Origin of the sequence: Acidovorax sp. (assembly GCF_034519795.1) — a bacterium.
In the GTDB taxonomy this organism is placed as follows: domain Bacteria; phylum Pseudomonadota; class Gammaproteobacteria; order Burkholderiales; family Burkholderiaceae_C; genus Acidovorax.
Genome location: NZ_JAXHOB010000001.1, coordinates 61,937 through 74,720, shown reverse-complemented (window position 1 = coordinate 74,720; position 12,784 = coordinate 61,937). Strand labels below are relative to the sequence as shown.

Annotated in this window: 10 protein-coding genes; 3 read left to right on the top strand and 7 right to left on the bottom strand. The window is 67.6% G+C overall.

Annotated elements, in window-relative coordinates; all coding sequences use genetic code 11:
- Positions 1-31: 31 nt before the first annotated feature.
- The 3 genes from U5N23_RS00370 to U5N23_RS00360 all read right to left on the bottom strand — a co-directional run bounded on the left by U5N23_RS00370 (position 32) and on the right by U5N23_RS00360 (position 3,426).
- Positions 32-1,120: a diguanylate cyclase gene (locus U5N23_RS00370; protein WP_322590892.1), complete on the bottom strand. Its 1,089-nt coding sequence runs from the start codon at positions 1,118-1,120 to the stop codon at positions 32-34.
- Positions 1,121-1,324: 204 nt separating this feature from the next.
- A complete protein-coding gene (locus U5N23_RS00365) occupies positions 1,325-2,068 on the bottom strand; it encodes a 16S rRNA (uracil(1498)-N(3))-methyltransferase (protein WP_322590891.1) in 744 nt (247 codons plus the stop codon).
- Positions 2,069-2,283: 215 nt separating this feature from the next.
- On the bottom strand, positions 2,284-3,426 hold the full coding sequence (locus U5N23_RS00360; RefSeq protein ID WP_322590890.1) for an aminoglycoside phosphotransferase family protein: 1,143 nt from the start codon (positions 3,424-3,426) through the stop codon (positions 2,284-2,286).
- 96 nt (positions 3,427-3,522) lie between these two features.
- On the opposite strand from U5N23_RS00360, the gene U5N23_RS00355 reads away from it, so the two are divergent.
- The 3 genes from U5N23_RS00355 to rsmA all read left to right on the top strand — a co-directional run bounded on the left by U5N23_RS00355 (position 3,523) and on the right by rsmA (position 8,497).
- Positions 3,523-5,943 carry an LPS-assembly protein LptD gene (locus U5N23_RS00355; RefSeq protein ID WP_416208554.1) on the top strand — a complete coding sequence of 807 codons (2,421 nt, stop codon included), beginning with the start codon at positions 3,523-3,525 and terminating at the stop codon, positions 5,941-5,943.
- An 11-nt stretch (positions 5,944-5,954) separates the two neighbouring features.
- Positions 5,955-7,346 (top strand): peptidylprolyl isomerase, encoded by a 1,392-nt coding sequence (locus U5N23_RS00350; protein WP_322590889.1) that lies wholly within the window; start codon positions 5,955-5,957, stop codon positions 7,344-7,346.
- Positions 7,347-7,708: 362 nt separating this feature from the next.
- Positions 7,709-8,497, top strand: a complete 789-nt coding sequence (gene rsmA, locus U5N23_RS00345; RefSeq protein ID WP_322590888.1) for a 16S rRNA (adenine(1518)-N(6)/adenine(1519)-N(6))-dimethyltransferase RsmA — start codon at positions 7,709-7,711, stop codon at positions 8,495-8,497.
- Positions 8,498-8,765: 268 nt separating this feature from the next.
- Here the strand turns inward: rsmA and U5N23_RS00340 are convergent, their stop codons facing one another.
- The 4 genes from U5N23_RS00340 to U5N23_RS00325 all read right to left on the bottom strand — a co-directional run bounded on the left by U5N23_RS00340 (position 8,766) and on the right by U5N23_RS00325 (position 12,757).
- Positions 8,766-9,191, bottom strand: a complete 426-nt coding sequence (locus tag U5N23_RS00340) for a barstar family protein (RefSeq protein ID WP_007854744.1) — start codon at positions 9,189-9,191, stop codon at positions 8,766-8,768.
- Between the two features lie 136 nt (positions 9,192-9,327).
- Entirely contained in the window at positions 9,328-9,738 is a 411-nt protein-coding gene (locus tag U5N23_RS00335; RefSeq protein WP_322590887.1) for a ribonuclease, read from the bottom strand.
- Positions 9,739-9,893: 155 nt separating this feature from the next.
- Positions 9,894-12,215, bottom strand: coding sequence for an NADP-dependent malic enzyme (locus tag U5N23_RS00330; protein ID WP_322590886.1), 2,322 nt, complete (start codon positions 12,213-12,215; stop codon positions 9,894-9,896).
- Between the two features lie 242 nt (positions 12,216-12,457).
- Positions 12,458-12,757 carry a DUF6916 family protein gene (locus tag U5N23_RS00325; RefSeq protein ID WP_322590885.1) on the bottom strand — a complete coding sequence of 100 codons (300 nt, stop codon included), beginning with the start codon at positions 12,755-12,757 and terminating at the stop codon, positions 12,458-12,460.
- Positions 12,758-12,784: the final 27 nt, after the last annotated feature.

Sequence of the window (12,784 nt, the reverse complement as noted above, 5' to 3'; positions counted from 1 at the left end):
CAGCGAACCCGACGCTGTCCAGCGCCGGGGCTCACGAGCGCGCGTGCCCTGCCGAAGCGGCTGCAGCTGTCGCCTGCCGGGGGCCTGGCGCCACCGCCACCCGGTTGCGGCCCAGGGCCTTGGCGGTGTAGAGCGCCTGGTCGGCGCGCTCCAGGGTGTGCTCGATGGTCTCGTCGGGCAGGTGCTGGGCCAGCCCGGCCGACACGGTGAAGTGCACCGCCTCGGGCACATGCAGCACCTGCAGCCCCGCCACCGCAGCGCGCACGCGCTCCAGCAGCTCGTGCCCATCATCGAGCCGGGTGTCGCAGAGCATGAGCACGAACTCTTCGCCGCCCCAGCGGGCAAGCACGTCGGTATCGCGCACGCTGGCGCGCACGGCGGCGGTGAAGGCCTGCAAGGCCCGGTCGCCCGTGGAGTGGCCGTGCAGGTCGTTGATGGGCTTGAAGTGGTCGATGTCCAGCAGCGCCAGCAGCAGGGGGCGGCCGCTGCGCAGGCTGCGCCGCTGCTCCAGCAGCATGAGGTCCACCATGGCGCGGCGGTTGAGCAGGCCCGTGAGTTCGTCGCGCATGGCCAGCTCGCGGTTCTCGGCCAGCGCCTGGGCCAGGGCCTCGCGCTGCAGGCGCAGCCTCTGGCGAATGCTCTGGATGCGCAGGTTCAGCGCGATCGAGCCCCCCAGCACGAGCAGCACCATGAGCGCATAGGCGGTGTCCACCACGCCGTAGGTGCCGGCATTGAACCGGGCTGCCGCCGCGACCGCCACGACAAAGGTCAGCAGGGCATAGGCGCCGATGCCAACGACCTGCGCCAGCGTCAGGCCGAAGGTGCCGAAGAACAGGATCATGGCCAGCACGGCGGGCACCACGCCGCGCGCGTCCCCCGCGAGCACGTAGGCCACGGCGCCACTGGTGATGGTCCAGGCCATCTGGGCCATGGTGAGCGAGGGGTCGGGCAGGCGCGCCGACCAGCCGCTGAAGACCATGGCCGTCATTACCATGAGGCCGCCCACCGAAATGGCGGCCCACCACTGGACCGCCTCTTCGTGGGCGGTCACGCCCGCATGCGCGAGCATGAGCATCACGCCCGAGCTGCCGATCATGAGCAGAAGCGCGAGCAGGGCCATGCTGCCTATCGTGCGCTGCCGACGGTCAGTGGGAAGGAAGGAGCCCACCAGCCGCCGCCAGTGGGTGGGTTTGTGCAAGGTGGCCTGCCTCTCCTGCCAAGGGCACGTCGCCCGGGCTGGGCGCACTGGGCCAGCGGCGCTGGCCGGGATTTTACGGGCGGTGCTCCCCGGGCGGGGAGTTTTTGTGTCGCATCCGCGCCTGGGTCAGGCGACCGTGAGTGCGGCCAGGGCCGCCAGGGGTGCGGTTTCGGCCCGCAGCACGCGTGCGCCGAGGGTGACGGGCGCAAAGCCATGCTGCAGAGCCAGATCCTCCTCGGCCGCGCTCAGGCCACCTTCCGGACCCGAGAGAAACACCAAGGGGCCATCGCCCGCGGCCGCGGTGTGCAGCGGCACGGTGCCCGCGCGCAGCGACAGCAGCAGGCGCTGCGCCGCACCGGGGCTGCCCGGCGGCTGGGCCTGCGCGCACACCCAGGCGGCCAGGTCCACGGCACCATGCACCACGGGCACGCGGTTGCGCCCGCACTGCTCGCAGGCGGCCACGGCCACGGCCTGCCAGTGGGCCAGCTTCTTGTCGGCGCGCTCGCCCTTGAGCTTGAGCACGCTGCGCTCGGCCACCAGCGGGGTGATGCTGGCCACGCCGAGCTCGGCGGCCTTCTCCACGAGCCAGTCCATGCGCTCGTTGGCGGTGATGCCGGCCAGCAGGTGCACGGCGCGCGGGGCTTCGCGCTCGACGGCATGGTGCGCGCCGACCTGCACGCGCACGTCGCTGCGGCCCATGCGCAGCACGGTGGCGTCGAATTCGCCACCGGGGCCGTCCTGGCTACCGTGGAACAGGGTGATGGCGTCGCCGGGCTGCAGGCGCAGCACCTGCACATGGCGGGCGGCGCCCGGGGGCAGGTCGATTTCGGCGCCGGGCGCAAGCTCGGTGGGGCAGTGGAAGCGAGGCATATGCGTTATCTCTTCAATGGCATATCAGTTGCCTGTAGCGCTGCACGCCACCCGCAATGCATAAAACTGGCACGGTGCAGGCCAGTGCCCCCGCGCAAGGGCCGCCAAGCCGCATAGGCGGCGCTTCGCTTGCGTGCGCTGGGGGCGTCCCCCTCCCAGATTGCGAAGCAATATGAGAGAGGGGGAAGGCGCGAAGCGACTCAGGGGGTGCTTCATCAAACCCTGCCAAAGGCATAGCCCATAGGCGCCTCGGTGCCCTCGATCTCGTCGAGCATCTTGAGCAGCGGGCCCAGCTGGCGGTAGCGGTGGGTGGTGGCACGGATATAGGCCATGAAGCGCGGGGCGTCGGCCAGGTATTTGGGCTTGCCGTCGCGCAGGGTGAGGCGGGCGAAGATGCCGGCTACCTTGAAGTGCCGCTGAAGGCCCATCCATTCCACGCTGCGGTAGAACTCGCCGAAGTCGTCGCCAAAGCCGCTGGCGCTGTTCGCGCCCAGCAGGCCGGCCTTGCGCGCCCTCTCCCAGTAACGCACGGTAATGTCGATGACAAATTCCTCTTCCCAGCTGATGAAGGCGTCGCGCATCAGGCTGGCGATGTCGTAGGTGATGGGGCCGTAGACCGCGTCCTGGAAATCGAGCACGCCGAGCGGCGCCCCGTCCTGCACCGGCACCATGAGGTTGCGCGCCATGAAGTCGCGGTGCACATAGACCTGCGGGGCCGCGAGGTTGTGCGCCACGATGGCGTCGAATGCGCCCGAGAGCGTGGCCTGCTGCCCGGCGTCCAGGGTGACGCCGCGGTGCTTTGCCAGATACCAGTCGGGGAACAGCGCCAGCTCGCGGCGCAGCAGCGCCTCGTCGTAGGCGGGCAGCACGCCGGGCTTCGAGGCCAGTTGCCACTGCAGCAGCACGTCGGTGGCCTGCTGGTACCAGGCATAGGCGTCACGGGGTTTCTCGGGGTCGAGCAGCTCGATCAGCGTGCGGTGTCCCAGGTCGGACAGCAGCATGAAGCCGCCGGCCTCGTCCCAGGCCAGGATCTGCGGCACGTTCAGGCCGGCATCGGCCAGCAGGCGCTGCACCTGCACAAAGGGGCGGCAGTTCTCCTTGTCGGGCGGCGCGTCCATCACGATGCAGCTCGTACCCAGCGTGGTGTCGATGCGCAGGTAGCGCCGAAAGCTCGCGTCGGCCGACGCCGGGCGCAGCGTTTCGGGCTTCAGTTGGTGGCCGCCCACCAGGGGCGCCAGCCAGGCGTCGAAGGCGCGGTGGCGTTCGGCGTCGGGCCAGGTGACGGTGGAGGAAGGGGGGGTTGCCACCGCCGCACCGGCGGGTGGGGGGGAGGAAGGTGGGGGGAAAGGGTGGCTCATGGATAATCCGATTTTACAAACCCGTTCCCTGGAGCGGGTTCCCTTCTTCTGATCCAGCCCCTACCGTCCCACGTGCCACGCCGCAAGCCCCCCACCGTGCAGACCCCTTCCTCCCGGACCCGGCCCGCCACGGCACCCGGAGCGCGGCTGCGCCCGCCGGTGCCGCGCGCACTGGCCTATGGCGTGGCGCTGGCCTGGTGCGGCCTGCCGCTGGCAGCCCTGGCGCAGGACAGCGGCCCCGCCGCGCCCAGTGCCTGGGACGCCCCGCCCGCCCTGCGCAGTTCGCCGCTGCTGCAGGAAGACATTCCCGAGGCGGTGCGACCGAAACTGCCGATCTTCGTCACCGGCGACCACATCAGCGGCCAGACGGACCTGAACGCCACCATCGAGGGCAACGCCGAGTTGCGCCGGGGGGACACGGTCATCCGCGCCGACCGCCTGGACTACGACGTGCCCGAGGACCTGGCCAAGGCGCGCGGCTCGGTGCGCATCAACCGGGCCGGCAACATCTACGAGGGCACGGCGCTCGACCTCAGGGTCGAGGCCTTCGAGGGCTTCTTCAACGACGCGCGCTACCGCTTCCTGGCCACGCAGGCGCACGGTGATGCCACACGCGTGGACTTCATTGACCGCCAGCGCTCCATCGTCCACGATGCCACCTACACCACCTGCCAGAAGGGCGACGAGGCCTCCTGGCAGCCCGACTGGGTGCTGCGCGCCAAGACCATCCGCATCGACCGCGAGGAAGAAGTGGGCACGGCCGAGAACGCGGTGCTGGAGTTCAAGGGCATTCCGCTGCTGCCGATCCCGCGCATCACCTTCCCGCTGTCGGACAAGCGCAAGTCGGGCCTGCTGCCCCCGTCCTTCGGGCTGGACAGCCGCGACGGCGTGGCCTACTCGCAGCCCTATTACTGGAACATCGCGCCGAACCGCGATGCCACGCTGCGCGCGGCCCTGCTGTCCAAGCGCGGTGCCAACCTGGGCGGCGAGTTCCGCTACCTGGAGCCGACCTACAAAGGCGAGATCAGCGGCGACTACATGCCCTCGGACCGGCTGCGCGACCGCGACCGCTGGGGCTTCACGGGCAAGCACGACGCCCTGATCGCCTCGCCCGTGGGCGGGCTGAACCTGAGCCTGAACCTCAACCGGGTGAGCGACGACAACTACTGGCGCGACTTCGGCCGCGTCTCCGAGCCGCTGCGCCAGCGCCTCCTGCCCGGCGATGCCACGCTGACCTGGGGCGCCGGCGACATGTCGGTGCGAGCTCGCGCCCTCAAGTGGCAGACGCTGCAGGACGTCTCGGCGCCCATCGTGCCGCCCTACGACCGCATGCCGCAACTGGTCTGGCGCTACGAGCCGACCATGCTGCCCGGCGGCTTCGACGCCAGTGTCGAGCTCGACACCACACGCTTCCAGGCCGATCGCTTCCTGACCAAGCAGCCCGATGCCAACCGCTCGTTCGCGGTGGCGCAGATCAGCCGGCCGTTCCTTGCGCCCGCCGGCTTCATCACGCCACGCCTGCAGCTGCACACCACGCAGTACCAGTTCGACGGTCCGCTCAGCGATGGCTCGCGCTCGGCCAGCCGCTCGCTGCCGACCTTCAGCCTGGACAGCGGCCTGGTGTTCGAGCGCGATGCCAGCTTCTTCGGCCGCTCGTTCCTGCAGACCCTGGAGCCCCGGGCGTTCTATACCTACACGCCCTACCGCGACCAGAGCAAGCTGCCGCTGTACGACACCGCGCTCAACGACTTCAACTTCGCCACGATCTACACCGAGAACTCGTTCGGCGGCAACGATCGGCTGGCGGACAACAACCTGCTGACCATGGGCGTGACCACGCGCCTGATCGACCCCGACTCGGGCGCCGAGGCGGCGCGCTTCGGCGTGGCGCAGCGCGTGCGCTTCTCGGACCAGCAGGTGACGCTGCCCGGTGCCGCCCCGGTGAGCGAGCGGCTGTCGGACATCCTGGTGGGCGCCGGCATCAACTGGACGAAGAACTGGGCCTACGACTCCACGGTGCAGTACAACCCCAAGACGCGGCGCTCCATCCGTTCGACCGTCGGCGCGCGCTACAGCCCGGGCAACTACCGCACCGTGAGTGCCGCCTACCGCTTTCAGCGCGGCACCAGCGAGCAGATCGACATCGGCTGGCAGTGGCCACTCAACGACCTCTGGGGTGACAAGGGCCAGGACCTGGGCCCCGGCCGCGGCCAGGGCGCTGGCCGCTGGTACACCATCGGCCGCCTGAACTTCAGCATGCAGGACCGCAAGCTGGTGGACAGTGTGGTCGGCCTCGAATACGACGGCTGCTGCTGGATTGGCCGCGTGGTGCTGGAGCGCCTGCAGAACAGCGTCTCCACCTCCAACACCCGCCTGCTGTTCCAGATCGAGTTCGTCGGGTTCTCCCGCCTCAGCCTGGGCTCCAGCCCCCTCGACACCTTCAAGCAGAATGTGCCGCGCTACCAAAATCTGCGCGACCAGGTTGGCTCGCCCAGCCGCTTCAGCAACTACGACTGACTGACACCGCCATGAACCACCGTGTTTCCGCACTGGCACTTGCCTGCCTGGCTGCCCTCGCCTCCGGGGGCGCACTCGCGCAGGGCCTGCGCATCCAGGGCAACACCGGCCGCCCGGCCGCCGCCCCGGCCCTGAGCCTGCCCGTGCCCGCTGCAAACCAAGGCCCGCAATCGGCCGACTTCATCGTGGCAGTGGTCAACTCCGAGCCCATCACCAACAACGAAGTGCGCGCGCGCCTGGCCCGGGCCGAGCAGCAACTGGCGCAACAGCAGGGCGCCAACCGCCCCCCGCGCGACCTGCTGGCGCGCGAGGTGCTCGAGCGCCTGATCCTGGAAAAGGCCCAGATGCAGCTGGCCAAGGAAAGCGGCGTGAAGGTCGAGGAATTCGCCCTCAACCAGGCCGAGCAGGGCATTGCCCAGCAAAATGGGATGACGCTGGACGACATGCACCGGCGCCTGGCCCGCGATGGCATGAGCAAGGAGCGTTTTCGCGAAGAGCTGCGCAGCCAGTTGCTGATACAGCGCCTGCGCGAGCGCGATGTGGACGCCAAGGTCCGGGTCAGCGACCAGGACATCGACCAGTTCCTGCGCGAACAGCAGTCGGGCGCCGACGCCACCTCCATGGAGATCAACCTCGGCCACGTGCTGGTGCTGGTGCCCGAGAACGCCACGCCCAGCCAGGTGGCACAACTGCAGGCCCGCGCCCAGAGCGCGGCCGACAAGGCGCGTGCCGCAGGCAGCGACTTTGCCGCCGTGGCGGCCGAGTTCTCCGATGCGCCCGAAGGCAAGCGCGCCGGTGGCCTGCTCGGCCTGCGCCCGGCCGACCGCTACCCCGAGCTGTTCGTCAACTCCGTGCAGGGCCAGCCCGTGGGCGGCATCGTGGGCCCCGTGCGCTCACCCGCAGGTTTTCACATCCTGAAGGTGGTGGAGCGCAATGTGGCCGGCCTGCCATCCACCGTAGTGCAGAACCACGCGCGGCACATCCTGCTGCGCCCCAGCGCGCAACTGAGCGAAGCCGCGGCCGCCGCCCGGCTGGCCGACTACCGCCGCCGCATCCTGGCCGGGCAGGCCGATTTTGCGACCCTGGCGCGCGAGAACTCGGTGGATGGCAGCGCCAAGCAGGGCGGCGACCTGGGCTGGGCCAGCCCCGGCCGCTATGTGCCCGAGTTCGAACAGGCGCTCAGCACGCTCAAGCCCGGCGACATCAGCGAGCCCCTGATCTCGCGCTTTGGCGTGCACCTGATCCAGCTCATGGAACGCCGCGAGGCCAAGCTCACGCAGCGCGAGCAGCGTGACATGGTGCGCGACGCCGTGCGCGAGAAGAAGATCGAGGAAGCCTACGCCACCTGGGCGCAGGAGTTGCGCGGCCGCGCCTATGTCGAGTACCGGGAACCACCGCAATAAGTATGGCCCCCATGGTCGCGCACTGCGTGTCGCTCCCTGCCCCCCGAGGGGGCCGCGCCTTGCTTGGGGCGGCCCGGCGCAAGGCGAACACCCCCACGCTCCCCACTGCGTGTGGTTCGCTGCCCCCCAAGGGGGCCACGCCTTGCTTGGGGCGGCCCGGCGCGGCGGCCGTCCCGCCCTCGGACCACGCGCTGTGGGTGATCGACCAGGTGAACTCCGCCTAGGCAGGATCTCGGGATCACTGGCCCAGCAGCCCTGCATCTGCGAATGGTGCATCATTCGCCGAAACGCGCTCAGCATCTGGGCGCTTTGCTTCTTTTCCCACGCGGGCCGATAGGTGCCACGTGCACCCTGCAGTTGATATGAAACACATTCCCCGCAAGCGCTTCGGCCAGCATTTTCTGTCCGACAAGGGCATCATCGATGGCATCGTGGACGCGATCGCACCGCAGGCAGGCCAGCCGATGGTGGAGATCGGGCCGGGCCTGGCGGCGCTGACGCAGCCGCTGGTGGAGCGGCTCGGGCGCCTGACGGTGATCGAGCTGGACCGCGATCTGGCGCTTCGGCTGCGCCTGCATGGGCAGCTCGAAGTCATCGAGTCGGACGTGCTCAAGGTGGACTTCACGCAGCTGGCGCAGGACTGGCGCGCGCGCGCGGAGCAGCCGGCGCTGAAGCTGCGCGTGGTGGGCAATCTGCCTTACAACATCTCCACCCCCATCCTGTTCCACCTGCTGGCGCATGTAGCGGTGATCGAGGACCAGCATTTCATGCTGCAAAAGGAAGTGATCGACCGCATGGTGGCCTCGCCCTCGACCAGCGACTATGGGCGCCTGTCGGTGATGCTGCAGTGGCGCTATGCGATGGAGAACGTGCTGTTCGTACCGCCCGAGAGCTTCGACCCGCCCCCGCGCGTGGACAGCGCCGTGGTGCGCATGGTGCCCCGCGAGGCACCGGTGGCGCTGAACGAGCGCCTGCTCGAAGAGCTGGTGCAGGTGGCCTTCAGCCAGCGCCGCAAGCTGCTGCGCCACACCCTGGGCCGCTGGCTCGAAGCCAAGGCTTACCCGGGCGTGTTCGACGTACAGCGCCGCGCAGAAGAGGTGCCTGTAGACGAGTACGTGGCCCTGGCTGCAGCGATGGGCCAGAGCACCTGATTTTGGAGACACCGCACCCCAGCCTGCCTTGCAGGCGTAGGGGGAGTGCAGGGGAACTGCCGCCTACGGCGGCAGAATCATGCAGCGCTGAGCCAGTAGCCCGCGTTGAAGGGGCTGCTCATGCGCAACGCCAGGGGAGATACGTCCACCAACTTGTCAGTGGGCATCTTTTCGGCGGGGTCGGCGGGGATCTCGATGCCCTGGACCTTGGTCTGTGCTTCGGTAGCCTCGTTCGCCCGTTCTGCTTGGCTGGTGGATGCAGAACGGGCTACAGAAAAGAATAGAAACAGCGGAACGGGATCTTGCGGTCGCTCCAGTAGTCGGCGGCGTCGCGGAAGATGTCCAGGAGCTGCTCGCGCGCTTCCTTGTCGAACTTGCCCGTGGCCGGGATCTGTTCGAGCACCACGATGAAGCCGGGCTGCGGGCCCGATTTGTGCAAGGGATCCGTCATGCAGTCGTACAGCGCGTCGAAATTCTTGCCGAAGTGCGACGGGAAGGTGAACTGTCCCGCGATCAGGTCCAGCACGTCCTGCTTGGACTGTGCATGGGCCAGATTGGCGTACAGGAAATGTTGGCCCAGGGAAGTGGCTGCATCCTGCAGGTCCTGCACGCGGAATGCGCGGATGGACTGCACGATGTTGGTGCGCACGCCACGAAGTGGCGTTTCCAGGTCTTTACGAAGTGGCGTCTGCATCTCCGCTACTCTTTCTTTATAAAGTCCAAAAACTTCGGGTATCCGCCAGTCCACGGGGGCCGACTGCCGGTTGGGGGATTCAAGAGCGCGCACCATTCACAGCCGGAAAACCGGCCGTCGCGTGGTGCGTCGGGCGTCATTTTTCGATGATTTCGCGAAAACTGGCGTAGTGGTCGCTGGTGTAGTAGCAAGCGTCCGGTACCCGGGGCTTGCCGCCACACACGATACGCCGGGCTCCCCGGTCGCGCGAACCTGGTGTTCTGACGGTGTACTCACGGTAGTAGCCGCGCTTGTGGGCGGGCAACAGCCGCTCTCGATTGCCGAAAACCGATCCGTCCTTGTCGTACGGAAACGGGCCTCCTTCACGGATCAGCGCATACGTTGCACGCCCCTGGGGCGGCAACTCGGCCAGTGCGATAGGGGTGGTGGAACCGTGGGTAGAGGGGGATTGGCGGGCCTGCCCCACCAGCGGGGAAAGAACAAACGCAACACCCACCACACACAAAAACCCTGCTTTGCGCGCCCGGGTGGCTACAGCCTTCAGCATCAACAACACCTTTCAGAAACTACGGGTTAACCCGAAATTTCGAGCCCGTAGTGTGACTCAATGGCCCCCAAAAAGCAAGCGCCTGCACAAAGATTGGGCAGGCGCTCAAGGAGATTGCAAGCAATAAAAGTTAGTGCTTGCTATCAACGGATCACTTATCGAGAAGCGTTGGCATCGGCCACGGTGAGGGCTGTCATGTTGACGATGCGGCGCACCGTGGCGCTCGCCGTCAGGATGTGCACCGGCTGCGCAGCACCCAGCAGCACGGGGCCGATGGCGATGTTGCCGCCGGCTGCCGTCTTGAGCAGGTTGTAGGAAATATTGGCGGCGTCAATATTGGGCAGCACGAGCAGATTGGCGTCGCCAATGAGATCGCTGTGCGGCATGATGGCCGCGCGGGCCTTGCCGTCCAGGGCCACGTCGCCGTGCATCTCGCCGTCCACCTCCAGCCAGGGGGCCTGCACGCGCAGCAGTTCCAGGGTCTGGCGCATCTTCACCGCGCTGGGCTGGTTGCTGCTGCCGAAGTTGGAATGCGAGAGCAGGGCCGCGCGCGGCTTGATGCCAAAGCGCATCATCTCCTCGGCCGCCATCACGGTGATCTCGGCCAATTGCTCGGCCGTGGGGTCGTAGTTGACGTGCGTGTCCACCAGGAACACCTGGCGGTCGGGCAGCAACAGGCCGTTCATGCAGGCATAGGTGGCCACGCCGGCACGCTTGCCGATCACCTGGTCGATGTAGTTCAGGTGCAGGGCGGTGTGGCCCCAGGTGCCCACGATCAGGCCGTCGACCTCGCCCTTGTGCAGCAGCATGGCGCCGATCAGCGCCAGGCGGCGGCGCATCTCGATCTTGGCGATCTGCACCGTCACGCCCTTGCGCTCGGTCATGCGGTGGTAGGTTTGCCAGAAGTCGCGGTAGCGGTGGTCCTGTTCCACGTTGACGATGTCGTAGTCCACGCCTTCACGCAGGCGCAGGCCGAACTTCTGGATGCGCTCGGCGATCACGGCGGGGCGGCCGATCAGCGTGGGGCGCGCAATGCGCTCGTCCACCACGATCTGGGCGGCGCGCAGCACGCGCTCTTCCTCGCCTTCGGCATAGGCCACGCGCTTCTTGCTGGCGGCCTTGGCGGCGGCGAAGATGGGCTTCATCATGGTGCCCGAGGCGTAGACGAAGCTTTGCAGCTGGTCGCGGTAGGCGTCCATGTCGGCGATGGGGCGCAGGGCCACGCCACTGTCGGCGGCGGCCTGGGCCACGGCCGGGGCGATCATCATCATCAGCCGCGGATCGAAGGGCTTGGGGATCAGGTACTCGGGGCCGAAGGCCAGTTGCTCACCCACGTAGGCAGCGGCCACGACCTCGCTCTGCTCGGCCTGGGCCAGCTGGGCGATGGCATGCACTGCCGCGATCTCCATCTCCAGCGTGATGGTGGTGGCACCGCTGTCGAGCGCCCCGCGGAAGATGTAGGGGAAGCACAGGACGTTGTTGACCTGGTTGGGGTAGTCCGTACGGCCGGTGGCCATGATGGCGTCGTCGCGCACGGCCTTCACGTCCTCAGGCTGGATCTCGGGGTTGGGGTTGGCCAGCGCGAAGATCAGCGGACGCGGCGCCATCTTGCGCACCATGTCCTGCTTGAGCACACCGCCGGCCGACAGGCCCAGGAACACGTCGGCGTTCTCGATCACTTCGCTGAGCGTGCGTGCCGAGGTCTTCTGCACGAACTGGATCTTGTCCTCGTCCATGAGCTCGGTGCGGCCTTCGTAGACCACGCCGGCCAGGTCGGTGACCCAGATGTTTTCGCGCCGGATGCCCAGCTTGACCAGCAGGCCCAGGCAGGCCAGGGCGGCCGCGCCGGCGCCCGAGGTCACGAGTTTGACGTCCTCGGGGTTCTTGCCGGCCACCTTCAGGCCGTTGAGGATGGCGGCGCCAACCACGATGGCCGTGCCATGCTGGTCGTCGTGGAAGACCGGGATCTTCATGCGCTCGCGCAGCTTGCGCTCGATGTAGAAGCAGTCGGGCGCCTTGATGTCTTCGAGGTTGATGCCGCCGAAGGTGGGCTCCAGGCTGGCGATGATCTCGACCAGCTTCTCAGGGTCCTTCTCGTTGATCTCGATGTCGAACACGTCGATGCCCGAGAACTTCTTGAACAGCACGCCCTTGCCTTCCATGACCGGCTTGCCCGCCAGTGGGCCGATATCCCCCAGGCCCAGCACGGCCGTGCCGTTGGTCACCACGCCGACCAGGTTGCCGCGCGCGGTGTACTTGAAGGCCGCGTTGGGGTCCTTGACGATCTCCTCGCAGGGGGCGGCCACGCCGGGCGAATAGGCCAGCGCGAGGTCGTGCTGGTTGATCATCTGCTTGGTGGCAGCGATCGCGATCTTGCCCGGCTTGGGAAACTCGTGGTACTCGAGAGCGGCGCGGCGCAACTGGGCGCGTTTGTCGGGATGGTTGTTGTTGTTCTCGGCCGTGGTGTTCTCGGGCATTCAATTGTCTCCAGCTTGGGGTGTGCGCAGGGCGTCAGTCAGCTCTTGTAGGAACATGCTTACACGTTCCGGGGGAAGGGATTGTAGGCCGCGTTCGGTAAAAACCCTAGTAAGCGAATCTGCTTAGTTGGGTGAGACAGCTTTGCGCTCCAGGTTGGAAAGCGGCTGTCCCCCACGGGCGCAGGATCACCCCAAATCCCTGCACGCCGTTGGGACAAGGCCGCGCGCCATGGCCCTGGCTCCTAGCCAAACAGCGCCTCATAGCGCGGCACGTTCGGCGCCCTGGTATCGGGCATGACCGGCACCAGCATCCACTGCACGCGCCCCAGCTCCGGATGGTCCAGGGTGTAGGTGTCCTGCGACAGCCTGGGCTCGTCGGGGCCATGGAACAGCAGGGAGAATGGGGTGCGAAACTGCTCGGGCAGATGGCCGCGTTCGCGCTCCGTGGCCTCTGTCAGGACCAGTTCCACCGGGCCATGCTCGGTATGCGCGACGAAGCGGCTGCCCACCACGGCGCTGACAGGTTCAAAAGTGGTATTCATCGGTTGCTTCGCAGGAGAGTGATTCAA

What these genes read in the sequence shown, in the direction of transcription:
- U5N23_RS00370 (WP_322590892.1), bottom strand. Translation starts at nt 1,120, where the DNA reads ATGGCCCTGCTCGCGCTTCTGCTCATGATCGGCAGCTCGGGCGTGATG.
- U5N23_RS00365 (WP_322590891.1), bottom strand. Translation starts at nt 2,068, where the DNA reads ATGCCTCGCTTCCACTGCCCCACCGAGCTTGCGCCCGGCGCCGAAATC.
- U5N23_RS00360 (WP_322590890.1), bottom strand. Translation starts at nt 3,426, where the DNA reads ATGAGCCACCCTTTCCCCCCACCTTCCTCCCCCCCACCCGCCGGTGCG.
- U5N23_RS00350 (WP_322590889.1), top strand. Translation starts at nt 5,955, where the DNA reads ATGAACCACCGTGTTTCCGCACTGGCACTTGCCTGCCTGGCTGCCCTC.
- rsmA (WP_322590888.1), top strand. Translation starts at nt 7,709, where the DNA reads ATGAAACACATTCCCCGCAAGCGCTTCGGCCAGCATTTTCTGTCCGAC.
- U5N23_RS00340 (WP_007854744.1), bottom strand. Translation starts at nt 9,191, where the DNA reads ATGCAGACGCCACTTCGTAAAGACCTGGAAACGCCACTTCGTGGCGTG.
- U5N23_RS00335 (WP_322590887.1), bottom strand. Translation starts at nt 9,738, where the DNA reads ATGCTGAAGGCTGTAGCCACCCGGGCGCGCAAAGCAGGGTTTTTGTGT.
- U5N23_RS00330 (WP_322590886.1), bottom strand. Translation starts at nt 12,215, where the DNA reads ATGCCCGAGAACACCACGGCCGAGAACAACAACAACCATCCCGACAAA.
- U5N23_RS00325 (WP_322590885.1), bottom strand. Translation starts at nt 12,757, where the DNA reads ATGAATACCACTTTTGAACCTGTCAGCGCCGTGGTGGGCAGCCGCTTC.